Source organism: Sphingomonas sp. GW821-FHT04B01 (genome assembly GCF_059420425.1).
Map to the genome: position 1 here is coordinate 1216427 of NZ_JBWKTR010000001.1, position 19814 is coordinate 1236240.

A 19814-nucleotide genomic window follows, 5' to 3' on the forward strand; every position below is an offset into this window, starting at 1 on the left:
CGACGGACTGTTTCACGCCGTACAGGCACGCGGTTTCGTCGATCCGGTATGGACGCCGCGACCCGCGCGGGTCAAAGGCGGGGGATGAGCGATGACCTGCTGATCCAGACAGAGGGTGCCGTCGGCCGGCTGCGCCTCAACCGTCCCAAGGCGCTGCATGCGCTCAACCGCGCCATGTGCGACGGCATGCTCGCCGCGCTGGAGGCGTGGCGGAGCGACGCCGGTGTCGCCGCGGTGCTGCTCGACCATGCCGAGGGGCGCGGCTTCTGTGCCGGGGGCGACATCCGCATGCTCAGCGAGAGCGGCGCGACCGACGGCGCGGCGGCGCGCGGTTTCTTCCTTAGCGAATACCGGCTCAACCACCGGCTGTTCACCTATGCCAAGCCGACGGTGTCGGTAATGGATGGGGTGACGATGGGCGGCGGTGTCGGCATCGCCTTGCCCTGCCGCTACCGCATCGCCACCGAGAATACGCGATTCGCGATGCCGGAGACGGGGATCGGCCTGTTCCCCGATGTCGGCGGCGGCTGGTATCTGGCGCGGCTGCCGGGACGGATCGGTCAGTTCCTCGCGCTTACCGGCCATCGGCTCGACGGCGCCGAGGCACACGCGCTGGGGCTCGCGACGCATTATCTGCCTGCCGCCGCGGTGGAAGCCGCCAAGGCGGCGATCGTCGCCGATCCGCGTGAGATCGACGGCGCGCTCGATCGGCTCGCCGTGACGCCGCCGGCCGCGAAGCTGCTGTCGCACCGCGACGAAATCGACCGGCTGTTCGCCTCCGATACGCTGGAGGACGTGCTGGCGACGCTCGAAGCCGACGAGGGCGTCTTCGCCGCCGGACAGCTCGCCATCCTGCGCACCAAGTCGCCGCAGGCGATGAAGGTGTCGCTGCGGCTGCTCTACGACGGCGGGCTGATGCAGAGCTTCGCCGACGAGATGGTGCAGGAATATGCCGTCGCCTGCCGCGTCGTGCAGCGCCACGACTTCCTCGAAGGGGTGCGCGCAGTGATCGTCGACAAGGACCATGCGCCGCGCTGGCAGCCGGCGACCGCCGAGGACGTCACCGACCACGTCATCGACCAGATCTTCGCGCCGATGCCCGAGGGCGAGGCGTGGACGCCCGCATAAGGAGAGCCGCCGTGTCCGATTATCAGACCATCCTCGTCGAGCGGCGCGACCGCGTCACGCTCATCACGCTCAACCGGCCCGAGGCGCTCAACGCGCTCAACGCGCAGGTGCTCGCCGACCTGCTCGCGGCGCTGGCGGCGTTCGACGCCGATCCCGATCAGGGCTGCGCGGTGCTGACCGGCAGCGCCAAGGCGTTCGCGGCGGGGGCGGACATCAAGGAAATGCAGGCGATGGACTTCGCCGCGATGTACGGCCGCAACCATTTCGCCGGTTACGAGACGCTGACCGCGACGCGCAAGCCGATCATCGCCGCGGTGGCGGGCTATGCGCTCGGCGGCGGCTGCGAGCTGGCGATGATGTGCGACTTCATCCTCGCCGCCGACACCGCCAAGTTCGGCCAGCCCGAGGTCAAGCTGGCGGTCAGCCCCGGCATGGGCGGCTCGCAGCGTCTCGCCCGCGCGGTCGGCAAGGCCAAGGCGATGGAGATGTGCCTCACCGGCCGGATGATGGATGCCGCGGAGGCGGAGCGCGCCGGATTGGTGAGCCGGGTGATCCCCGCCGCGGACCTGGTCGAGGAAGCGATGAAGACCGCGGCGACGATCGCCGGCATGGCGCCGCTCGCGGTGCTGGCGAACAAGGAGATGGTCAACGCCGCGTTCGAGACGACGCTGGCGCAGGGGGTGCAGTTCGAGCGGCGGTTGTTCCACGGGCTGTTCGGTACCGCGGACCAGAAGGAAGGCATGGCGGCGTTCGTCGAAAAGCGGCCGGGGGCGTGGACGGGGCGGTAAGGCTACACACCCCTCCCCTTCAGGGGAGGGGCTTACCGCCCCAGAAACCGTTCCACCGCGGCGAGCGCCTGCGCCTGCACCGCTCCCGGTGCGTCGCTTGCGTCGATCACCGCGTGGCGGTCCGGCGCTGCCGCCGCCTGCGTCAGGAACGCCTCGCGGATGCGCTGGTGGAAGGCGAGGTCGAGGCTTTCGAACCGCCCCTCGTCGATCCCCCCGTCGGACAGGCGCTTGCGGCTGCGCGCCAGCCCCACCGCCGGATCGACGTCGAGCACCAAAGTCAGGTCGGGCCACAGATCGTCGACCATCGCCGCGTGCAGTTCGCGGATCAGCGCTTCCGACATGCCGCGCCCGGCGCCCTGATAGGCGAGCGTCGACCCGGCGTAGCGATCGGACACGACGACCCGCCCCGCCGCCACCGCCGGCAGCACGACGCGCGCGACATGCTGCACGCGTGCCGCGGTCATCAGCAGCAGTTCCGCGCGCGGCTCCCAGGCGGCGTCCTCGCCCGCCAGCAGCAGCCCGCGCAACGCCTCGCCCTGCGGCGTGCCGCCCGGCTCGCGGGTGCCGACCACGTCGTGGCCGCGCGCCTGCAGACCGGCGACGAGCCGGCGCACGACGCCGCTCTTGCCCGACCCGTCGACGCCTTCGACGGCGATGAACGCCCCCGCCATCAGTCGCGCCGCCAGATCTGCGACTTGCAGATGAACCCGCCGATCAGACAGCCGCGCACGTTGAGCGTGTCGCCGTCCACCATCGTGACGCTCGATCCGAATGCCCGGCCCATATCGGGGACATAGATCTGTCCCGACCAGCGCCGCTTGCCGTCCGCCTTATAGTCGCGCAGCAAGGCGGTGCCGATCAGCGGCGGATACCCCTTGTCGGCGACGTCGCTCTTGGCCTTGTCGCTGGCGCGGATCACCCAGCCACACACTTTGTCGCCGCAGCGCCCGGTTCGCACCGCGACGCTGTTCTTGGGATTGTGCCAGGTGCCGAGGATCGCCGCCGACGGCGGGACCGCCGGCGCAGCGGCGGCGAGGAGCAGGGACAGGATCACGGACGGGAGATGGTCGGCCGCGCTCAGCCGCGCAACTGCTGATGGTGGCGGATCACCTCGTCGATGATGAAGCGCAGGAATTTCTCGCTGAACTCGGGATCGAGCTCCGCCTCCTCGGCGAGCCGGCGCAGCCGCGCGATCTGGCGTTCCTCGCGGCCGGGATCGGCGGCGGGCAGGCCCGAGGTCGCCTTGTGACGCCCGACCGCCTGCGTCACCTTGAACCGTTCGGCGAGCAGATGGACCAGCGCCGCATCGATGTTGTCGATGCTCTTGCGATATCCCTGCAGCACGTCGTCGCTCATGCCTCGCCTTTCCTTGGTCGCGGTCCGCCTCCCATGGGGTGTGTTGCACCCGCGAGCAAGACTTGCGTTCGCGAAGGCGAGAGGCCACAGCGCAGGGCGAGATGACCGCAACCATCCATCGCCTCGACAACCGCGAACCGTCGCTGGAGCCGCTGCTCCAGCTCGTCGCGGGGGACATGAACGCCGTCAACACGGTGATCCTCGACCGTATGCAGTCGCAAATCCCGCTGATCCCGGAACTTGCCGGGCATCTCATCGCCGGCGGCGGCAAGCGGATGCGGCCGATGCTGACGCTCAGCAGCGCGCGGCTGATCGGCTATACCGGCACGCGGCACCACCGCCTCGCCGCCTCGGTCGAATTCATCCATACCGCGACGCTGCTCCACGACGACGTCGTCGACGGATCGGACCTGCGCCGCGGCAAGCGCACCGCCAACATCATCTGGGGCAATCCGGCGAGCGTGCTGGTCGGCGACTTCCTGTTCAGCCGCAGTTTCGAGCTGATGGTCGAGGACGGCAGCCTCAAGGTGCTGAAGATCCTGTCGAACGCCTCGGCGGTGATCGCGGAGGGCGAGGTCAACCAGCTCACCGCCGCGCGCCGCGTCGACCTCGGCGAGGACCGCTATCTCGACATCATCAACGCCAAGACCGCGGCGCTGTTCGCCGCCGCCTGCCGCATTTCGGCGGTGGTCGCCGAACGGCCCGAGGGCGAGGAACTGGCGCTCGACGCTTATGGCCGCAACCTCGGCATCGCCTTCCAGCTGGTCGACGACGCGATCGATTACGTGTCGGATGCAGGGACGATGGGCAAGGATGCCGGCGACGATTTCCGCGAGGGCAAGATGACGCTGCCGGTGATCCTCGCCTACGCCCGCGGCGAGGCGGAGGATCGCAAGTTCTGGAAGGACGCGATCGAGGGGCGGCGCCAGTCCGACGCGGATTTCGCCCACGCCATCGATCTGGTGCGCAAGACGCGTTCCGTCGACGACACGCTCGCCCGCGCCCGCCACTACGGCCAGCGCGCGATTGATGCGATCGGCGGCTTTGCCAACGGCAAGGCCAAGGACGCGATGATCGAGGCGGTCGAGTTCGCGGTCGCGCGGGCCTATTGAGGGCTAGGGCGCGCGCCTCAACACGCGACGCACTCCCCACCCATTTCGACCTGCAAGGTCGCGTGGCCGATCGCGAACCGCTCGTGCAACATGCCGCGCGCCGCGACGAGGAAGCCGTCGCCGGGATGACCGGTCGGGATCACCAGATGCGCGGTCAGCACCGGCTCGGTGGTCGACATCGCCCAGATGTGCAGGTCGTGGACCTTGGTCACGCCGGGCAGCGCCTCGAGCGCGCCGGTGACCGCATCGTAATCGATCGCCCGCGGCACCGCGGCGAGGCTCATCTCGACCGTCTCGCGCAGCAGGCCCCAGGTCTGCCAGAAGATCAGTGCGGCGATGACGAGGCTGACCAGCGGATCGATCCACCCCAGGCCGGTCGCCCAGATCGCGACGCCGGCCAGCACCACACCCGCCGACACCATCGCGTCGCTGAGCATATGGAGATAGGCGCCGCGGATATTGATGTCGCCCTTGCGCCCGCGCGCGAACAGCCAGGCGGTGAAGGCGTTGATCGCGATGCCGATCCCCGCGACGACGGAGACGGTGAGGCCGGCGACGACGGGCGGGTTGCCGAGCCGCTGCACCGCCTCGGTGACGATCGCGCCGAGCGCGACGAGCAGGAACAGCGCATTGGCGAGCGCGGCGAGGATCGTCGATCCCTTCAGCCCGTAGGTGAAGCGCTTGGTCGGCGCGGTCCGCGCCAGCGCCGCCCCGCCCCAGGCGACGGCGAGGCCGAGCACGTCGGACAGATTATGGCCGGCGTCGGCGAGCAGCGCCACCGAGCCGGTCCACAGCCCGGCACCCCCTTCGGCGAGGACATAGGCGATGTTGAGCGCGATCCCGATCGCGAAGGCGCGGTCGAACGACGCGGGGGCGTGGGAATGGCCGTGGCCGTGGCTATGACCGTGGTCGTGGCCGCCGTGATCGTGTCCGTGGTGATGATGTCCGCCCAATGGTCCCGTCCGGCTGCCGTCGTGGTGCCATGCCTATCATCCGCGGGGCGGGAGATACTAGGACGCGGGCGATGACCTTTTCGTCATCTGGCGGCGAGGTTCGTCACCCCGGCCTCTCGCCGGGGTCCTGCTTCTTCCGGCTCGATAGGAAGCGGATGCCGGACCAAGTCCGGCATGACGGAGGTTCAGCGTCAGGATTTGCCAAACATCCCGCCGAGGCCGCCGAGCAGGCCGCCGAGACCGCCCTGTTCGCCGTTCGCGCCGCCGAGCAGCGCGCCGAGATTGCCGAGCGCGCCTTCGCCGCCGAGATGGCCGAGGATCTGCTGGAGCACGTCGGGCGAGAGGCCGGTCGAATCGGCGGCGCCCGCGACGGTGTCGCCGGGCCGGGTATGCGCCTCGCCGAGTGCGCTGATCGCCGCGGTCAGCTGTTCGGGCGACAGGCCGATGCGTTCGGCGAGATTGGTGATCGCGGGATTGCCGGCCACCTGGCCGAGGATGCCGTCCAACAGACCCATGATGTGTTTCCTTCGTTACGAACGACGGGGGTATAGCAGCGCGGGCGTATCGCGTCGCGCGGCGATCCATGGCATGGCGCCGCGACCGTGACCGACCTGCCGATCCTCGCCGTCCTGCCCGATCTGCTCGCCGCCTTGCGCGCGCGGCCCAATGCGGTGCTCGTCGCGCCGCCGGGGGCGGGCAAGACCACCGCGGTCGCGCCCGCGCTGCTGCGCGAGGATTGGTGCACCGGCGAGATCCTGTTGCTCTCGCCGCGCCGGCTCGCGGCGCGGGCGGCGGCGGAGCGGATGGCGGCGCTGGCCGGCGAAGCGGTCGGCGGCACCTTCGGCTATGCGACGCGGATGGACAGCCGGCGCTCCGCCGCGACGCGGGTGACGGTGGTCACCGAAGGCATCTTCGTCGCGCGTATCCAGAGCGATCCCGAACTCGCGGGCATTTCGGCGGTGCTGTTCGACGAGGTCCACGAACGCAGCCTCGACGGCGATTTCGGCCTCGCGCTTGCGCTCGATGCGCAAGCGGCGCTGCGGCCCGACCTGCGCATTGTCGCGATGTCGGCGACGCTCGACGGCGCGCGTTTCGCCAGCCTGCTCGGCGATGCGCCGGTGATCGAGAGCGAGGGGCGCAGCTATCCGCTCGCGCTGCGTCACTTGGGCCGGGCGGGCGATGGCCGGATCGAGGATGCGATGGCGAGCGCGATCCGGCGGGCGCTCGGCGAGGCGGAGGGCGGCGTGCTCGCCTTCCTGCCCGGCGTCGCCGAGATCGAGCGGACCGCCGAACGGCTCGCCGGCCTGCCCGACGATATCGTCATCCACGAACTGCACGGCAGCCTCGATCCCGCCGCGCAGCGTGCCGCGATCAAGCCCGAGCCCGATGGCCGGCGCAAGCTGGTGCTCGCGACCTCGATCGCCGAGACCAGTTTGACGCTCGACGGCATCCGCATCGTCGTCGATTCGGGACTGGCGCGACGGCCGCGCTACGATCGTGCCGCGGGGATGACGCGGCTGGTGACCGAGCGGGCGAGCCAGGCGGCGGTGATCCAGCGCGCCGGCCGTGCGGCGCGACTCGGGCCGGGCGTGGCCTATCGCCTGTGGGAGGAGGCGGCGACCGGGGGCCTGCCGCGGTTCGATCCGCCGGAGATCCTGGAGGCCGATCTGTCCGGCCTCGTCCTCGCCGCAGCGTTATGGGGCGTCCACGATCCGCGCGACCTCGCCTTTCTCGATCCGCCGCCCGCCGCGGCGGTGGCGGAGGCACGCGAACGGCTGACCGCGCTGGCGGCGATCGACGGCGATGGTCGGCCGACCGCGCACGGGCGGCGGATCGCGGCGATGCCGATGCCGCCGCGGCTCGCGCATATGCTGCTGCGCGCCGGCGAGATGGGGCAGGGGCGGATCGCCGCCGAGGTGGCGGTGCTGCTGTCCGAGCGCGGGCTCGGCGGCACCGATCCCGATCTCGACGCGCGGTTGCGGCGCTGGCGTGGCGAGCGCGGCACCAAGGCGGTGGCGGCGCGCAAGCTCGCCGAACGCTGGGCGAAGCTGTGCGGCGACGGCGGCAGTGCCGAGGGCGTCGAGGTGCCGATCGCGCTCGCCTTCCCCGACCGGATCGCGCGCGCGCGCGACGCCAGCGGCGAATATTGGGCGTCGGTCGGCGGGCGCGGTTTTCGGCTCGATCCGGCGACCGCTCTGGCGCGCAGCGAATGGCTGGCGGTGGCGGAGACGCAGGGGGCGGCGTCGGGCGCGCGCATCCTCGCCGCGGCACCGATTACGCTGGCGACGATCGAGCGGCTGTTTGCCGCGCGGATCGAGACGCGCCGGACGGTGGATTTCGATCCGGCGACCGGCGGCGTGACGACGCTGCGCGAGCGGCGACTCGGCGCGCTGCGGCTGTCGTCGGGACCCGATTCGCAGGCCGATCCCGTGGCGGTGGCGGCGGCGCTGCTCGAAGGTGTGCGGACATATGGCCTTGCGCTGCTGCCGTGGCGCGAGGGCGGCGAGGCGCTGAAAGCGCGCGCTCGCTATGCCGGGATCGGGCTCGACGCGATGCTGGTCGAGCGGCTCGACGAATGGCTGCCGCCGCTGCTCGCGGGCAAGCGGCGGCTCGACGCGATCCCCGGCGGCGCGCTGACCGATGCGGTCCGCAACCTGATCGGCTGGGACGGTATGCGGCAGGTCGACCGGCTCGCGCCCGCCGATTTCACCAGCCCCGCCGGCAGCACGCACGCGATCGATTATGCGGCGGAGGGCGGCCCCAAAGTCGAATTGCGCGTGCAGGCGCTGTTCGGGCTCGCCGAGCATCCGCGGATCGGATCGGAGCGGGTGCCGCTGGTGCTCAGCCTGACCTCGCCCGCGGGCCGGCCGATCCAGACGACGCGCGACCTGCCGGGCTTCTGGGCGGGGAGCTGGAGCGCGGTGGCGAAGGAGATGCGCGGGCGCTATCCCAAACATCCCTGGCCCGACGATCCCGCCGCTGCGGCCGCGACGCTGCGCACCAAAAAGGCGGATGCGCGCGCCGCCGGGACGCGCTAAGGAGCCGCCATGCCTACCGCCCGTATCTTCCAGCGCCCCAAGAACGCGATGCAGTCCGGCAAAGCCCGGACCCAGACGTGGAGCCTCGAATTCGAGCCCGCCGAGCCGAAACAGCCCGATCCGCTCACCGGCTGGGCCGGTAGCGGCGACACGCGCGAGCAGGTGAAGCTGAGCTTCCCGACGCAGGAGGCGGCGATCGCCTATTGCGAGGCGCAGGGCTTCGATTACGAGCTGATCCCGGCACCGGAGCGCAAGCTGAAGCTGCAGGCCTACGCCGACAATTTCCGGTAGGATTGGTGGCTGTCGTCTTGAGGTAACTGCCGCCTAATTCCCCCGTCACCCCGGACTCGTTCCGGGGTCCACCGGGCCGCAGGCGCGCGGATGGAGCCTCCAGCCATTCACCTAGCCGCGAAGTGGACCCCGGAACGAGTCCGGGGTGACGGGCGTGGGCGCGCGCGTCGCGAACCTACGCGCCGCGCAGCTACCGGCCCATTGCTTCCTCAAGCAACCCGCTGCCCAGCAACAGCAGCATCTTGGCGTCGATCGCCACCCCCTCGCGCCGTTTGGTCGCGACGAAGCCCGCGACCGCCTCCGGCGCGACGCGGTGGACGGTGATATTCTCCTGCGCATCGCCGCCGCCGTCGCCGGTCCGCGTCAGCCCGGTGGCGAGCACCAAGGTGAAGCTTTCCGAGGTCATGCCCGGCGACGAATAATATTCGCCGCGTTCCTCGACGAAGGCGGCGTGATAGCCGGTCTCTTCCTCCAGTTCGCGCCGAGCCGCCTCGGCGACGCTCTCACCGGCGCTCTCGTCGCCGACCAGCCCGGCGGGCAGTTCGAGACAGGTGCGGCCCAACGGCACGCGATGCTGCTCGACCAGCAACAGCTGCCCCTCGCCGTCGATTGCGACGATCACCGCCGCGGCGATCGCGCCGATCCGCTCGGCATATTCCCAGGTGCCGCTCTTGCGGACGGAAAGGTATTTACCCTTCCAGACGGTTTCGGTGGTCATAGCTCGATCAATCGGTCCGGCAATTCGTTGGTGTCGTCCGCACGCGGCGGGAATTGTTCGGCGAGTACGAGGCCAATCTGGCGCACCGCCTCGGCCATGCCGTCACCCGGGCGGCCGTCACGCGTCGCCGCGATCAGCGCCGCCATCGCTGCGCCCCAGACCTTGGGATCGACGCGATTGTGGATCGAGCTGTCCGCGATGATCTCGGCGCGATGTTCGTCGAGCGACAGATACAGGAGCACCCCCGTCGCCTCGAGCGTCCGCGCCTCGGCCGCGGTGCGGAACAGCATCAGCGCCCGCGCATGCACGCGCCGCGCGGCGGTGCTGCCCGGCGTCAGCGCCAGCCGCAGCGGCATATAGGCGAGCGCCAGCCGCACGACGAGGAAGGTCACCACGAGCAGCACCAGCGCGACGGTGAACAGGCCGCCCGGCGTCGGTGCGCCGTCCCACGGGTCGGCGACGAAGCCGTGCAGCCGCACCGCCGCATCGGGCCACAGCGCGAGCAGCGCGAGCACCAGCAGCATCGCGAGCGCCGCCCAGTGCAGCGCGACGTCGTGATATTTGTCGGAGCGGCGCGCGACGATCGTGACGATCTCGCCGGCGGTGCTCCGTTCCGCCTCGGCCACCGCCGCGGCAACGCGGGCGCGATCGGTATCGGTCAGTTGCATGTCACCAATTCCCCGAAGCGCCGCCGCCACCGAAGTCGCCGCCACCGCCGCCGGTGAAGCCGCCGCCACCCCAGCTGCCGTCGCTGCCGCCATCGGAGCTGCCGCCCCAACCACCGCCGCCACCACCGCCCTGCGAGCGGCCGATCTCGTTGGCGATGCCCCACAAGACGATCGGCAGCGCGCTGCCGCCGCCGTCGTCGTAACGCCGCCCCCAGGGGCCGGCCCGCTTGCGACCACGGAACAGTGGGATTAGCACGAACAGCAGGATCACGCCCCAGATGATGAGGCCGAACGGTACGCCGCCACCTTGGCGTGCGGTGGATCGCTTATGGGCCTGATCGAACTGCTTGGCGGCCGCATCGAGCCGCGATTGCGCCTCCTCCGGCGAGGCGCGCAATTGCTGCGACAGCGCATCGACGCCGGCGTTCATTGCGCCGGGAATGTCCCCCGCCTTGAGCCGCGGAATCATGTCCTGATTGATGATGACGCTGGACAAGGCGTCGGTCACGATCGGCTCCAGCCCACGGCCGACCTCGATACGTGCCCCCCGCCGACCGGCGGGCTCGTTCGGCGCGATGAACAGGACCGCGCCATTGTTGACGTCGCGCAAACCGACGCCCCACGCGCGGCCGAGCTTGTAGCCGTATTCCTCGAGCGGGTAGCCCTGCAGGTCGGGGATCGTCGCGACCACGAGCTGGCGCTTCGTCTCCTTCTGCAGCGCCGTCAGTTTCGCGGTCAGCGCCGCCTCCTGATCGGGAGGCAGCACGTTCGCGGCATCGACGACGAGACCGGTGAATTTGGGGAAGGTCTGCGCCGACGCCGGCGTGACGATCAGCCACGCCAGCATGAGCAACAGCGCCGCCCGCCACGCGGCCAGCATCCGGGCGAGCGTTGGGGTCACCCTCAGCTCGCATTCCCGAAGTTGACCGTCGGTGCATTCTCCGCGTTCGCCGCTGTCGCGGCGAAGGGCGTCAGCGGCTTGGCGCCGTAGAAGATCTTCGCGCCGACCGCGTCGGGGAAGGTGCGGATGCGGGTGTTATACGCCTGCACCGCATTGTTGTAATCGGTCCGCGCGATGGTGATGCGATTCTCGGTGCCTTCCAACTGGCTCATCAGCGTGGTGTAATTGCCCTGCGACTTGAGCTCGGGATAGGCCTCCTGCAGGCGTTGCAGCGACAGCGTCACGGCATTTTGCGCGCGCTCGAACTGCTGCACCTTGGCGGGATCGGTGAGCTGATCGCCCGACAGCTTGATCTGGTTGGCGCCGGCGCGCGCCTGCGTCACCTGGACGAGAACGTCCTTCTCCTGCGCGCCCGCGGCCTTCACCGTCGCGACGAGATTGGGGATCAGGTCGGCGCGGCGCTGATACTGGTTCTGGACGTCGGCCCAGCGCGCCTTGGCGTTCTCCTCGGCGGTCGGCACGGAGTTGATGCCGCAGCCGGCCAGCGACACCGAAGCGGTGGCGACCAAAGCAAAAGCGGCAACGGGTCGAAGCGACGACATGAACATCTCCTGCAATATCTGTCCTATGCATATAGGACAGTGGACGGGCTTGGCGAAGGGGTAATCGCCGCCTAACCTCAGCCATCGGGCAGGTAACGAGGGAAGCGCGATCATGTTCAAGGAATTCAAGACGTTCATCGCACGGGGCAACGTGCTCGATCTCGCCGTGGCGGTGATCATCGGCGCCGCCTTCGGCAAGATCGTCACCTCGCTGACCGAGGACGTGATCATGCCGGTGATCGGCAAGATCTTCGGCGGGCTCGATTTCTCGGGCTATTTCCTGCGCATGGGGCCGGTGCCGGCGAATTATGCGGGGTCGCTGAGCGATTATGCCGCGCTCAAGAAGGCAGGCGTGCCGCTGCTCGGCTATGGCGCGTTCATCACCCAGGCGGCCAATTTCGTCATCGTCGCCTTCATCATCTTCATGATCGTGCGCGCGGTGAACCGGCTGATCCCCAAGCCGAAGGCCGAGGTCGCGGTACCGGTCGAACCGGCGGACGTGACGTTGCTGCGCGAGATCCGCGACGAACTGAAGGCACGGCCGCGGGTCTGAGCTTACCATCGTCATCCCGGCGAAAGCCGGGACCCATGGTGTCGGTGGGGCCGATGATGCGGGCCGACCGTGCCGGCGCCGTATCCATGGGTCCCGACGTTCGTCGGGATGACGAATGGGCGTTACGCCGCGACGAGATGCTCGGCGGTCGCCTCCGCGAGGCTGGTGCCGTCGAGGATCCGTGCGGTTTCGTCGCGGACGCGCATCATCGCATGGCGGATCGCGCAGTCGGTTTCGCTGTAGCAGTCGGTGCACGAGCGATAGGCGGTGCGGCTGACGCAGGGGACCAGCGCCAGCGGCCCTTCGATCACCCGGATGACCTCGCCCAGCGAGATCAGCCGCGCCGGCCGCGACAGGACGTAGCCGCCCATCTTGCCGCGCGTGCTGGTCAGCAGGCCGGCATCGCGCAGATCGGCGAGGATCAGCTCGAGGAACTTGCGCGGCACGTTTGCCGCGACCGCGATCCGGCCCATCGGGATCGGTGGACTGGCGACAGGCGCCTGGGCGAGGAACAGCATCGCGCGCAGCGCGTAGCGGGAACGCTGGGTCAACATGATGCCGGCCCTATGACGCCATAATGTGTCGAACGAAAGGCGTGGATTGCAGCGGCTGCACGTTGCGCCTATATGACACTCGCCGGCTTCCAGCCGGCTATGGCGATAAACGGTGGCGTTGAATAGACGCAGCGGACCCGGGGGCAGTACCCGGCGGCTCCACCACCGCAGCTGAGCGATCAGCTTCGATGACGGGGCCGAACTAGGATCGACGTGTGTTGAAGGGCGCTGTCTTTCGCTCGGAATGGGACCACCGCAACGGCCCATTACACAAGTGCCAACGATAACGAAGCACTCGCGATTGCGGCGTAACTGAGGGCCTAACGGCCTGAGGTTATTCCAAGATTACGCGGTTGGACCCACCGGGCAACAGAAGGGATTCCAGCGGTACGGGGAGCACCGGGCAACAGAAGCTCCCCACCTCACATCATTGTACTGCGCCTCAGAGCGGTGCGGCGCGCGCCTTGTCGGCATATCCGTAGGATATGCGCCGCAACAGTCGTTCCGCCGGACCCATTTCGTGACGGGCCAGCCACCAGCGGCACAGCAGCGCCGAAACCGCCCAGATCGCCGCGGCGATCAGCCACAGCTGCGGCAGCGTGAAGACGCCGACATAGCCCGCCGCATAGAAGATCAGCGCACCGAGGATCGATTGCAGGCAATAGACCGACAAGGTCATCCGCCCGAGCGCGCGCAGCGTCACCGCCTGGCCGAACCATCCGCCGCGGAAGGCGAGCACCGCCAGCCCGACGTGGCCGATCGTCACCAAGAGCCGGGCAGGCTCGAACGCCGCCTCCATGGCCACCCAGGCCCATCCCGGCGCCGCGGGCGAGCCCATGTCGAGCCCGGTCTTTGCGAGCAGCGCGACGTGCAGCCCGCGGAGCAGCACTCCGCCGGCATAGCCGCCGATCGCCATCCGCCAATAGGTCGCCGCGGGCGCCGCGCCGGTGAGGATGCCGAGCCGGAAAAGCGCCATGCCGATCAGCATGAAGCTGATGCTCTCGGCAATGTCGACCCAGCCGGTGATCGTCAGATTCTCGCGCATCCAATAGCCGCCGCTCCAGTGGAGCAGCGTGAGCGCGTGCGTCCGCTTGGCGATCCGCTCGGCGCGTTCTTCGGCGGTGGGGCGGATGCTGGTGCGATGATCGCGCTCGGCCTGGATCGCGAGGCGATCGTCGCTGCTCACCGGCAGGCCGCGGGCGAGGCGCAGGCCGGCGGCCTGTCCCTGTTCGAGCTGTGCGACCTGCTGATGCGTCCACACCGCGGCGTTGGCGGCGAGGCCGGCGGTGAGCAGCGCGGCGGCGAGCAGCAGCGTGCGCGGGCGTGCGGCGCGGAAGGCGAGCAGGAACAGGCCGCTGATCCCGTAATTCCACAGGATCTCGCCCGGCCACAGGAACAGCAGCCATTGCGCGACGCCGAAGCCCATCAACGCCAGCGATCGCCGCACCCAGACGTCGAGCGGCTGCGGCGACGCATCCGCCCCCTCGGCACGCCGCAGCATGATCACCATGCTCGCGCCGAACAGCATCGTGAACAGACCGCGCATCGCACCCTGTACGAACAGCGTCTGTAGCCCCCAGGCGATCCATTCGCCGGTCCAGCCGGCCGGGAAGCGGGTCAGCGGATAATCGGCGACATCGCCCATGCCATGGATGTTCATCAACAGGATGCCGCAGATCGCGATGCCACGCAGCACGTCCAGCGTATGGATGCGCTGCGCCGGCTGACTGTCGGTCGTGCGATACGGGGCGGTCGGCTGGAAAGGCGCGTTCATGTTCGGATAACCTGCATGGGTCGCACGGACGCGAGCATGTCCGGACCCCGCCCGCCAATGCGCCAAGTCGGTCCCGGACACCATCCGTTACAAGCGGTTAACGTCGTGTCATAGCGGGATGCGCCACGCAGACCGATCGCCGCGGAACCGTGCGCCGCGACGCCGGTTCGCCCTTGCACGACGATCAGCGTTGATGGGGGTGACGGGCATGGACGATCGCGAACACGGGGTGCACAGCCCTTGGGCGTTGCCGGCGGGCGGCTGGAAGGCCGTCCTCAAACGGACCTGGGCGGAGACCGGCCGCGACAATGTCGGTCTGATCGCTGCCGGTGTCGCCTTCTACGGGTTTCTGGCGCTGGTGCCGCTGCTCGGCGTCACCGTGCTGAGCTACGGCCTGATCGCCGATCAGCAGACCGTGATCGCCGACGTCAACCGGCTGGCGGCGGTGATGCCCGCCGATGCCGCGACGCTGGTCGGCGAGCAATTGATGAACGTCGTCAAATCGTCGGACGGCAAGAAGGGCTTCGGGCTGCTGCTCGCGCTGGCGTTGGCGCTGTTCGGTGCGCGCAACGGCGCCGGCGCGGTGATCACCGCGCTCAACATCGCCTATGAGGAAGAGGAGAAGCGCGGCTTCATCCGGGTCAATCTGCTCGCGCTCGGCATCACCGCGGCGGCGGTGATCGTCGCTCTGGTCGCCGCGCTGGCGATCGCGGCACTCGCCAAGCTCGAGGCGCTGCTGCCGGGGGCACCGGGCGTCGTCGTGGTCGGCGGCAAGCTCGCCTCGTACCTGCTGCTGCTCGTCGCCGGCTCGGCCGCGGCGGCGGCGCTCTACCGCTTCGGGCCGTCACGGGCACGGGCGCGCTGGACCTGGCTGACGCCGGGCTCGCTGTTCGCCGCGGGCGGGTGGCTGCTGCTCAGCCTGGGCTTCGGCCTCTACGTCGCCAATTTCGGCAATTACAACGCGACCTACGGCTCGTTGAGCGCGGTGGTGGTGATGCTGACCTGGTTCTACCTGTCTGCCTATATCCTGGTCTTCGGCGCCGAGCTGAACGCCGAGCTGGAACATCAGACCGCGGCCGATACCACCACCGGTGCCGCCCGGCCGCTGGGCAGTCGCGGCTCGTGGGTGGCGGATCACGTCGCCGGCGACGGCGCGGCGCGCGGCGTGCGCGACGACGGCGAGGCGGCGTTGCCCGCCGATCGCGATGGCCACGCCGCCGCCGCGGACTTTGCGGCAAGCCGCGCGGTGGCGCGGGCGGGGCAGGTCGCGGGGCTCGGCAAGGCCGGGCTGATCACCAGCGCCTCGGCGACGCTCGGCCTGCGTCTGTTGCGCAAGCGGGGGCAGGCGCGAACCGGCGTCGCCGTGCTCGGCGCCAGCGCGCTGGCCGCGTGGCTGACGCGGGAGCGCGCGCAGGTTCGGGCGGTGCTGTTCGATCTCGACGGGACGCTGGTCGACAGCAACGATTTCCACGTCGAGGCGTGGCACGCCGCCTTCGCCGAAGCCGGGCATGCGGTCGATCGCGAGGCGATCCGCGGCCAGATCGGCAAGGGCGGCGACCTGCTCGTGCCCGCTTTGCTGCCGGCGCTGGCGCCAAAGGATCGCGAACGGCTGGCGACGCGACAAGGCGAGCTGTTCAAGGCGCGCTATCGCGACCGCGTTCGTCCGTTCCCGGGTGCCGCCGATCTCGTCCGGCGTGTCGCGGCGAGCGGACGCAGGGTGGTGCTCGCCTCGTCGGCGAGCGGCGAGGATCTGGCGCATTACCAGCGCCTGCTCGCCATTGCCGACGTGGTGGATGCGACGGTGTCGAAGGACGACGTCGCCACCAGCAAGCCGGCAGGCGACATCTTCGCCGCGGCACTGGCCAAGGCTGGCGTCGCACCGAGGGGTGCGATCGTGATCGGCGATACGCCCTACGACATCACTGCGGCGCAACGCTGCGGCGTGGCCGCGGTGGCGGTCCGCTCTGGCGGTTTCGACGAGGCGGCGCTGCGTGGCGCGGTGGCACGCTACGACGATGTCGCCGCCTTGCTGCGACGGTTTGCGGCGTCGCCACTGAACCGCTGACCGCGCCGTCTGCAAACGGTAGCACCTCATCTCCCTATCTGCTACAGACTCGCAATAGCAGATAGGGAGATGGCAGATGGTGACCGGTGGGATCGAAGCGCAACGGCGGTCTGACGACGATATCCGACCGATGATGAGCGGTGCGGGCACCCAGTTGATGCTGGTGGCGGCCATGCTCCTCATCATCGCCGCCCTGTTCCGATGGCGCGAGAACGGCTGGGGGGCGGTCGCCTGGCTGGCGATGGTCGTCGCGATGACCGCGATCCGCCTGCCGCACGCGACCCGCAACCGCAGCAACCGCGTCGTCACGGTGCGCAAGGGGCGGGACGAGGTGCTGCTGCTGACCGGCATGTTCGCGACGATGATGCTGCTGCCGTTGCTGCACCTCGCCACCGGACTGTTCGCCTTCGCCGATTATCGCCTGCCCGACTGGGCGACGGCGGTCGGCGCGCTCGCGCTGCTGCCGATGCTCTGGCTCTTCTGGCGCAGCCACGCCGATCTCGGTCGCAACTGGAGTCCGGGACTGGAAGTGCGGGACGGACATGATCTCGTCACCGGCGGCGTCTACGCGCGGTGGCGGCACCCGATGTATGTGGCGATCTGGCTGGCCGTGCTGGTGCAGCCCTTGCTGATCCACAATGGCGTCGGCGGGATGCTCGCCATACCTGCGTTCGCCGCGATGTGGTGGCTGCGCGTGCCGCAGGAGGAAGCGATGCTGCGCGAGCGGTTCGGCGAGGCGTATGACGCTTATTGCGCGCGGGTGGGACGGCTGTGGCCGCGGGTGCGGTCATGACCGTGCCCTCGACCGTGATCGCCCGGGCTGCGCGCTGCTGGCGGGCGGCGCGCGACCGGCGCGAGCCGGTGCAGCAGCGGCTTCACGCGCTGCTCGCGCCGCTCGGCTATGACATGCTGGCGCCGGTGATCGACAGCGTCATGACCCTGGGGGAGGCGTGTCTCGGCCGGCCGCTCTGCCGCGGATGTCCGTTCGGGCCGGATGGCGACGAGGCCTTACTGTGCCGGCTGATCGCCGATCCGCGACGTCTGCAGCGACTGGCGCCGTGCATGACGGCGCGGCGCGACCCGACGGCACGCGCGATCTTCGCCGGGGCGCTCGCCTCGACCGTGGTGATGATGGAGATGGCTTGACCCGCAACGGTGGCGGGGAAGTGGTGCCCGGGGACGGATTCGAACCGCCGACACTGCGATTTTCAGTCGCATGCTCTACCAACTGAGCTACCCGGGCAGGGTGGAAAGCGAGGATGCTCGCGATCGGAGCGCGGCCTTTAGTCAGCGGAATCGATGCTGTCTACCCCGTCTTTCTCTTCGTCCTTCACCGGCAGGCGATATCCCTCGCCAAGCCATTGCAGCAGATCGCGGTCGCGGCAGCCGCGCGAGCAGAAGGGCGTGTGCTCCGGCGTCGCCGGTTTGCCGCAGATCGGGCAGGTCTTGTCGGTCATGCGCAGTCCAGTCGGTGGGTGACGCCGGTGCGGCGGGCGAGCTCCGCCAGCCAGTCGGCGTGGCTGGTCAGGCAGGCGTGGACCGCGGCCGGCAGGCGATGGTGAAGCGGGCTGCCCGGCGGCTCGCGTTCGAGCCGGCGCAGTGTCGCGCGGGCGGTGGCACCGACCGGGTCGGCGCGCAGCAGCTCGGGCAGCGAGGCGCGCGGGCGGGGGCGAACGATTTGCAGGAAGCCGAAGCCGTTGACCGCGGTGCGCTCGAACGGCGGCGGCAGGGTGGCGTCGATCGCCTCCGCCACCGCCTGCCGTGCCGCCTTGTTGGCGAGCGTCGGGAAGTCGATGCCGATCGAGCCGCCGATCGCGTGGCGCCGGATCGCCAGTGCGACGGCGCGCGCGGCGGCGATGGCGAGCGGATCGAGCGGCGGCGGCCCGTCGACGTCGAACAGCGTCATCGCCGGGGTCGGCGACATCCGCAGGCCGCCGAGGGGAAAGACGATCTCGCCACCGGTCGCCTCTTCGAGCAGTTCGGACCAGCCGGCCGCTTCGAACGCGTCGGGTTCGTGTGGCCGCAGCGTGCGGACCGGCAGGCCGGTGGCGTGGAGGCGGGCGAGCAGGTCGGGGCCTTCGCCGATCGCCGCATCACTGGCGACCGCGCGGGCGGGCTTGGCGCGGCCGGCTTCGGGGATCGCCTCGCGCACGATCTGACTGGTGAAAGCGGCGCCCTTGGTGATGCCGGGGGGGATGCGCGCGATCACCGCGTCATGGCCGGCGATGTCGAGGCGGCCCATGCCGCCGGCGGTCAGTTCGACCAGGCGCGCGCGGGCAACGGTGCCGAGGCGAAGCGGGGTGGGACGTTCGATCGCGGCCTCGACGATGCGGTCGCCCTCGACCAGCGCGGCGCGCGCCTCGCCGATGCCGGCCTCATAGAGCCATTCAGGCAAGCGGCAGGCCGGCGGTGCGCAGCAGCGCGCGCGTCTCCATCAGCGGCAGGCCGACGACGCCCGAATGGCTGCCGTGGAGGAAGCGGACGAACGCCTCGGCGCGACCCTGAATGGCATAGCCGCCAGCCTTGCCCTCGCCCTCGCCACTGGCGACATAGGCATCAATCTCAGCGGGATCGAGCGGGCGGAAGGCGACGATCGTGTCGGACAGACGGTGGCGCAGCGTCCCGGCGGCGTCGATCACCGCGACCGCGGACAGGCAATGGTGGCGGCGGCCGGACAGCAGCGCCAGCATGCGGCGCAGGTCGGCCTCGTCCGCCGGCTTGCCGAGGATGCGGCGACCGACCGCGATCGTCGTATCGCCGGCGAGGATGACCTCGTCCGGTGCACGGTCGACCGCGCGCGCCTTGGCGCAGGCGATGCGCAGCACATAGTCGCGCGGACGTTCGGCAGCCAGCGGCGCCTCGTCGATATCGGGCGCGGTGATCCGGTCGGCGACGAGGCCGAGGCGGCCGAGCAATTCGCGGCGGCGCGGGGACGAGGAGGCAAGAACGAGCGACACGGGAGTCGCGGCCGCTTATTGCGGGCCGGGACCGCCGCGACCGGGCATGAAGCGGTAGGTGATCCGCCCCTTGGTCAGGTCATAAGGGGTGAGTTCGACCAGCACCTCGTCGCCGACCAGCACGCGGATGCGGTTCTTGCGCATCTTGCCGGCGGTATGTCCGAGAATTTCGTGATCGTTTTCGAGCTGGACACGGAACATCGCGTTGGGGAGCAGTTCCACCACGCGGCCGCGCATCTCGAGCAATTCTTCCTTGGCCAAAAATCAACCTCTATTCGCGTGCTTCGGGCGCGCCCTTAGCGCAGGCTGCCGAAAAAGGGAAGCAATGGGGACCGGCGTGCGGGCGCCAACTTCAC

At 69.8% G+C, this 19814-nt stretch carries 24 protein-coding genes, 1 tRNA gene and 1 other RNA gene; 10 read left to right on the forward strand and 16 right to left on the reverse strand.

Annotated features, from left to right (window positions below):
* The first annotated feature begins 84 nt into the window (after positions 1 to 84).
* Both AC07UH_RS05920 and AC07UH_RS05925 read left to right on the forward strand, forming a co-directional pair.
* The gene (locus tag AC07UH_RS05920) at positions 85 to 1128 is read left to right on the forward strand and encodes an enoyl-CoA hydratase/isomerase family protein (RefSeq protein ID WP_495179019.1); all 1044 of its coding nucleotides are present in this window, start codon (positions 85 to 87) and stop codon (positions 1126 to 1128) included.
* Between the two features lie 11 nt (positions 1129 to 1139).
* Positions 1140 to 1916, forward strand: a complete 777-nt coding sequence (locus AC07UH_RS05925) for an enoyl-CoA hydratase (RefSeq protein ID WP_495179018.1) — start codon at positions 1140 to 1142, stop codon at positions 1914 to 1916.
* Between the two features lie 32 nt (positions 1917 to 1948).
* On the opposite strand, the gene tmk is transcribed toward AC07UH_RS05925, so the two are convergent.
* The 3 genes from tmk to AC07UH_RS05940 are packed head-to-tail and all read right to left on the reverse strand — an operon-like array spanning position 1949 to position 3272.
* Positions 1949 to 2587 (reverse strand): dTMP kinase, encoded by a 639-nt coding sequence (tmk, locus tag AC07UH_RS05930; protein ID WP_495179017.1) that lies wholly within the window; start codon positions 2585 to 2587, stop codon positions 1949 to 1951.
* Complete coding sequence (locus AC07UH_RS05935) at positions 2587 to 2970, reverse strand: DUF2147 domain-containing protein (RefSeq protein WP_052075603.1); 384 nt, start codon at positions 2968 to 2970, stop codon at positions 2587 to 2589. Before AC07UH_RS05935 ends, tmk begins: the two co-directional genes overlap by 1 nt.
* A 23-nt stretch (positions 2971 to 2993) precedes the next feature.
* Complete coding sequence (locus AC07UH_RS05940; protein ID WP_038662415.1) at positions 2994 to 3272, reverse strand: chorismate mutase; 279 nt, start codon at positions 3270 to 3272, stop codon at positions 2994 to 2996.
* Positions 3273 to 3373: 101 nt separating this feature from the next.
* Between AC07UH_RS05940 and AC07UH_RS05945 the strand changes: the two genes are divergently transcribed.
* On the forward strand, positions 3374 to 4384 hold the full coding sequence (locus AC07UH_RS05945; protein WP_495179016.1) for a polyprenyl synthetase family protein: 1011 nt from the start codon (positions 3374 to 3376) through the stop codon (positions 4382 to 4384).
* A gap of 17 nt (positions 4385 to 4401) precedes the next feature.
* On the opposite strand, the gene AC07UH_RS05950 is transcribed toward AC07UH_RS05945, so the two are convergent.
* Both AC07UH_RS05950 and AC07UH_RS05955 read right to left on the reverse strand, forming a co-directional pair.
* Positions 4402 to 5337, reverse strand: a complete 936-nt coding sequence (locus tag AC07UH_RS05950) for a cation diffusion facilitator family transporter (RefSeq protein ID WP_038662409.1) — start codon at positions 5335 to 5337, stop codon at positions 4402 to 4404.
* 191 nt (positions 5338 to 5528) lie between these two features.
* Positions 5529 to 5852, reverse strand: a complete 324-nt coding sequence (locus tag AC07UH_RS05955; RefSeq protein WP_495179015.1) for a hypothetical protein — start codon at positions 5850 to 5852, stop codon at positions 5529 to 5531.
* 87 nt (positions 5853 to 5939) lie between these two features.
* On the opposite strand from AC07UH_RS05955, the gene hrpB reads away from it, so the two are divergent.
* The gene (hrpB, locus tag AC07UH_RS05960; RefSeq protein ID WP_495179014.1) at positions 5940 to 8375 is read left to right on the forward strand and encodes an ATP-dependent helicase HrpB; all 2436 of its coding nucleotides are present in this window, start codon (positions 5940 to 5942) and stop codon (positions 8373 to 8375) included.
* A gap of 9 nt (positions 8376 to 8384) precedes the next feature.
* Positions 8385 to 8666: an ETC complex I subunit gene (locus AC07UH_RS05965; protein ID WP_038662402.1), complete on the forward strand. Its 282-nt coding sequence runs from the start codon at positions 8385 to 8387 to the stop codon at positions 8664 to 8666.
* A gap of 190 nt (positions 8667 to 8856) precedes the next feature.
* On the opposite strand, the gene AC07UH_RS05970 is transcribed toward AC07UH_RS05965, so the two are convergent.
* The 4 genes from AC07UH_RS05970 to AC07UH_RS05985 are packed head-to-tail and all read right to left on the reverse strand — an operon-like array spanning position 8857 to position 11561.
* Entirely contained in the window at positions 8857 to 9384 is a 528-nt protein-coding gene (locus AC07UH_RS05970; RefSeq protein WP_495179013.1) for an NUDIX hydrolase, read from the reverse strand.
* Positions 9381 to 10052 carry a TPM domain-containing protein gene (locus tag AC07UH_RS05975; protein WP_495179012.1) on the reverse strand — a complete coding sequence of 224 codons (672 nt, stop codon included), beginning with the start codon at positions 10050 to 10052 and terminating at the stop codon, positions 9381 to 9383. The genes AC07UH_RS05970 and AC07UH_RS05975 overlap by 4 nt, the downstream gene beginning before the upstream one ends.
* Before the next feature lies 1 nt (position 10053).
* Positions 10054 to 10932, reverse strand: a complete 879-nt coding sequence (locus AC07UH_RS05980; RefSeq protein WP_495179780.1) for a TPM domain-containing protein — start codon at positions 10930 to 10932, stop codon at positions 10054 to 10056.
* Positions 10933 to 10955: 23 nt separating this feature from the next.
* Positions 10956 to 11561, reverse strand: a complete 606-nt coding sequence (locus tag AC07UH_RS05985) for a LemA family protein (RefSeq protein ID WP_495179011.1) — start codon at positions 11559 to 11561, stop codon at positions 10956 to 10958.
* A 106-nt stretch (positions 11562 to 11667) separates the two neighbouring features.
* Between AC07UH_RS05985 and mscL the strand changes: the two genes are divergently transcribed.
* On the forward strand, positions 11668 to 12108 hold the full coding sequence (mscL, locus tag AC07UH_RS05990) for a large conductance mechanosensitive channel protein MscL (RefSeq protein ID WP_137897894.1): 441 nt from the start codon (positions 11668 to 11670) through the stop codon (positions 12106 to 12108).
* Positions 12109 to 12230: 122 nt separating this feature from the next.
* Here the strand turns inward: mscL and AC07UH_RS05995 are convergent, their stop codons facing one another.
* Positions 12231 to 12662, reverse strand: a complete 432-nt coding sequence (locus AC07UH_RS05995) for an RrF2 family transcriptional regulator (RefSeq protein ID WP_038662387.1) — start codon at positions 12660 to 12662, stop codon at positions 12231 to 12233.
* A gap of 42 nt (positions 12663 to 12704) precedes the next feature.
* On the opposite strand from AC07UH_RS05995, the gene ssrA reads away from it, so the two are divergent.
* Positions 12705 to 13046: a transfer-messenger RNA gene (gene ssrA / locus AC07UH_RS06000) on the forward strand.
* Positions 13047 to 13104: 58 nt separating this feature from the next.
* Here ssrA and AC07UH_RS06005 read toward each other — a convergent pair.
* Complete coding sequence (locus AC07UH_RS06005) at positions 13105 to 14436, reverse strand: DUF418 domain-containing protein (RefSeq protein ID WP_495179010.1); 1332 nt, start codon at positions 14434 to 14436, stop codon at positions 13105 to 13107.
* A gap of 208 nt (positions 14437 to 14644) precedes the next feature.
* Between AC07UH_RS06005 and AC07UH_RS06010 the strand changes: the two genes are divergently transcribed.
* The 3 genes from AC07UH_RS06010 to AC07UH_RS06020 all read left to right on the forward strand — a co-directional run bounded on the left by AC07UH_RS06010 (position 14645) and on the right by AC07UH_RS06020 (position 17647).
* Positions 14645 to 16501, forward strand: a complete 1857-nt coding sequence (locus AC07UH_RS06010) for a YhjD/YihY/BrkB family envelope integrity protein (RefSeq protein WP_495179009.1) — start codon at positions 14645 to 14647, stop codon at positions 16499 to 16501.
* Between the two features lie 130 nt (positions 16502 to 16631).
* A complete protein-coding gene (locus AC07UH_RS06015) occupies positions 16632 to 17294 on the forward strand; it encodes a protein-S-isoprenylcysteine O-methyltransferase (RefSeq protein WP_212742916.1) in 663 nt (220 codons plus the stop codon).
* Positions 17291 to 17647 carry a hypothetical protein gene (locus tag AC07UH_RS06020; protein ID WP_495179008.1) on the forward strand — a complete coding sequence of 119 codons (357 nt, stop codon included), beginning with the start codon at positions 17291 to 17293 and terminating at the stop codon, positions 17645 to 17647. Before AC07UH_RS06015 ends, AC07UH_RS06020 begins: the two co-directional genes overlap by 4 nt.
* A 21-nt stretch (positions 17648 to 17668) precedes the next feature.
* On the opposite strand, the gene AC07UH_RS06025 is transcribed toward AC07UH_RS06020, so the two are convergent.
* The 5 genes from AC07UH_RS06025 to infA form a co-directional block, all read right to left on the reverse strand.
* Positions 17669 to 17744, reverse strand: a tRNA-Phe gene (locus AC07UH_RS06025).
* A 40-nt stretch (positions 17745 to 17784) separates the two neighbouring features.
* Positions 17785 to 17958: a DNA gyrase inhibitor YacG gene (locus tag AC07UH_RS06030; protein WP_495179007.1), complete on the reverse strand. Its 174-nt coding sequence runs from the start codon at positions 17956 to 17958 to the stop codon at positions 17785 to 17787.
* Positions 17955 to 18896: a ribonuclease gene (locus tag AC07UH_RS06035; RefSeq protein ID WP_495179006.1), complete on the reverse strand. Its 942-nt coding sequence runs from the start codon at positions 18894 to 18896 to the stop codon at positions 17955 to 17957. Before AC07UH_RS06035 ends, AC07UH_RS06030 begins: the two co-directional genes overlap by 4 nt.
* Positions 18889 to 19458, reverse strand: a complete 570-nt coding sequence (locus AC07UH_RS06040) for a Maf family protein (RefSeq protein WP_495179005.1) — start codon at positions 19456 to 19458, stop codon at positions 18889 to 18891. Before AC07UH_RS06040 ends, AC07UH_RS06035 begins: the two co-directional genes overlap by 8 nt.
* Before the next feature lie 15 nt (positions 19459 to 19473).
* Positions 19474 to 19719, reverse strand: a complete 246-nt coding sequence (gene infA, locus AC07UH_RS06045) for a translation initiation factor IF-1 (RefSeq protein ID WP_017977808.1) — start codon at positions 19717 to 19719, stop codon at positions 19474 to 19476.
* Positions 19720 to 19814 lie beyond the last annotated feature (95 nt).

What these genes read in the sequence shown, in the direction of transcription:
- AC07UH_RS06015 (WP_212742916.1), top strand. Translation starts at nt 16,632, where the DNA reads ATGATGAGCGGTGCGGGCACCCAGTTGATGCTGGTGGCGGCCATGCTC.
- AC07UH_RS05945 (WP_495179016.1), top strand. Translation starts at nt 3,374, where the DNA reads ATGACCGCAACCATCCATCGCCTCGACAACCGCGAACCGTCGCTGGAG.
- AC07UH_RS05995 (WP_038662387.1), bottom strand. Translation starts at nt 12,662, where the DNA reads ATGTTGACCCAGCGTTCCCGCTACGCGCTGCGCGCGATGCTGTTCCTC.
- mscL (WP_137897894.1), top strand. Translation starts at nt 11,668, where the DNA reads ATGTTCAAGGAATTCAAGACGTTCATCGCACGGGGCAACGTGCTCGAT.
- tmk (WP_495179017.1), bottom strand. Translation starts at nt 2,587, where the DNA reads ATGGCGGGGGCGTTCATCGCCGTCGAAGGCGTCGACGGGTCGGGCAAG.
- AC07UH_RS06010 (WP_495179009.1), top strand. Translation starts at nt 14,645, where the DNA reads ATGGACGATCGCGAACACGGGGTGCACAGCCCTTGGGCGTTGCCGGCG.
- AC07UH_RS05980 (WP_495179780.1), bottom strand. Translation starts at nt 10,932, where the DNA reads ATGCTGGCCGCGTGGCGGGCGGCGCTGTTGCTCATGCTGGCGTGGCTG.
- AC07UH_RS05985 (WP_495179011.1), bottom strand. Translation starts at nt 11,561, where the DNA reads ATGTTCATGTCGTCGCTTCGACCCGTTGCCGCTTTTGCTTTGGTCGCC.
- AC07UH_RS05975 (WP_495179012.1), bottom strand. Translation starts at nt 10,052, where the DNA reads ATGCAACTGACCGATACCGATCGCGCCCGCGTTGCCGCGGCGGTGGCC.
- AC07UH_RS06020 (WP_495179008.1), top strand. Translation starts at nt 17,291, where the DNA reads ATGACCGTGCCCTCGACCGTGATCGCCCGGGCTGCGCGCTGCTGGCGG.
- AC07UH_RS05965 (WP_038662402.1), top strand. Translation starts at nt 8,385, where the DNA reads ATGCCTACCGCCCGTATCTTCCAGCGCCCCAAGAACGCGATGCAGTCC.
- AC07UH_RS05970 (WP_495179013.1), bottom strand. Translation starts at nt 9,384, where the DNA reads ATGACCACCGAAACCGTCTGGAAGGGTAAATACCTTTCCGTCCGCAAG.
- AC07UH_RS05955 (WP_495179015.1), bottom strand. Translation starts at nt 5,852, where the DNA reads ATGGGTCTGTTGGACGGCATCCTCGGCCAGGTGGCCGGCAATCCCGCG.
- AC07UH_RS06030 (WP_495179007.1), bottom strand. Translation starts at nt 17,958, where the DNA reads ATGACCGACAAGACCTGCCCGATCTGCGGCAAACCGGCGACGCCGGAG.
- AC07UH_RS06005 (WP_495179010.1), bottom strand. Translation starts at nt 14,436, where the DNA reads ATGAACGCGCCTTTCCAGCCGACCGCCCCGTATCGCACGACCGACAGT.
- AC07UH_RS05940 (WP_038662415.1), bottom strand. Translation starts at nt 3,272, where the DNA reads ATGAGCGACGACGTGCTGCAGGGATATCGCAAGAGCATCGACAACATC.
- AC07UH_RS05920 (WP_495179019.1), top strand. Translation starts at nt 85, where the DNA reads ATGAGCGATGACCTGCTGATCCAGACAGAGGGTGCCGTCGGCCGGCTG.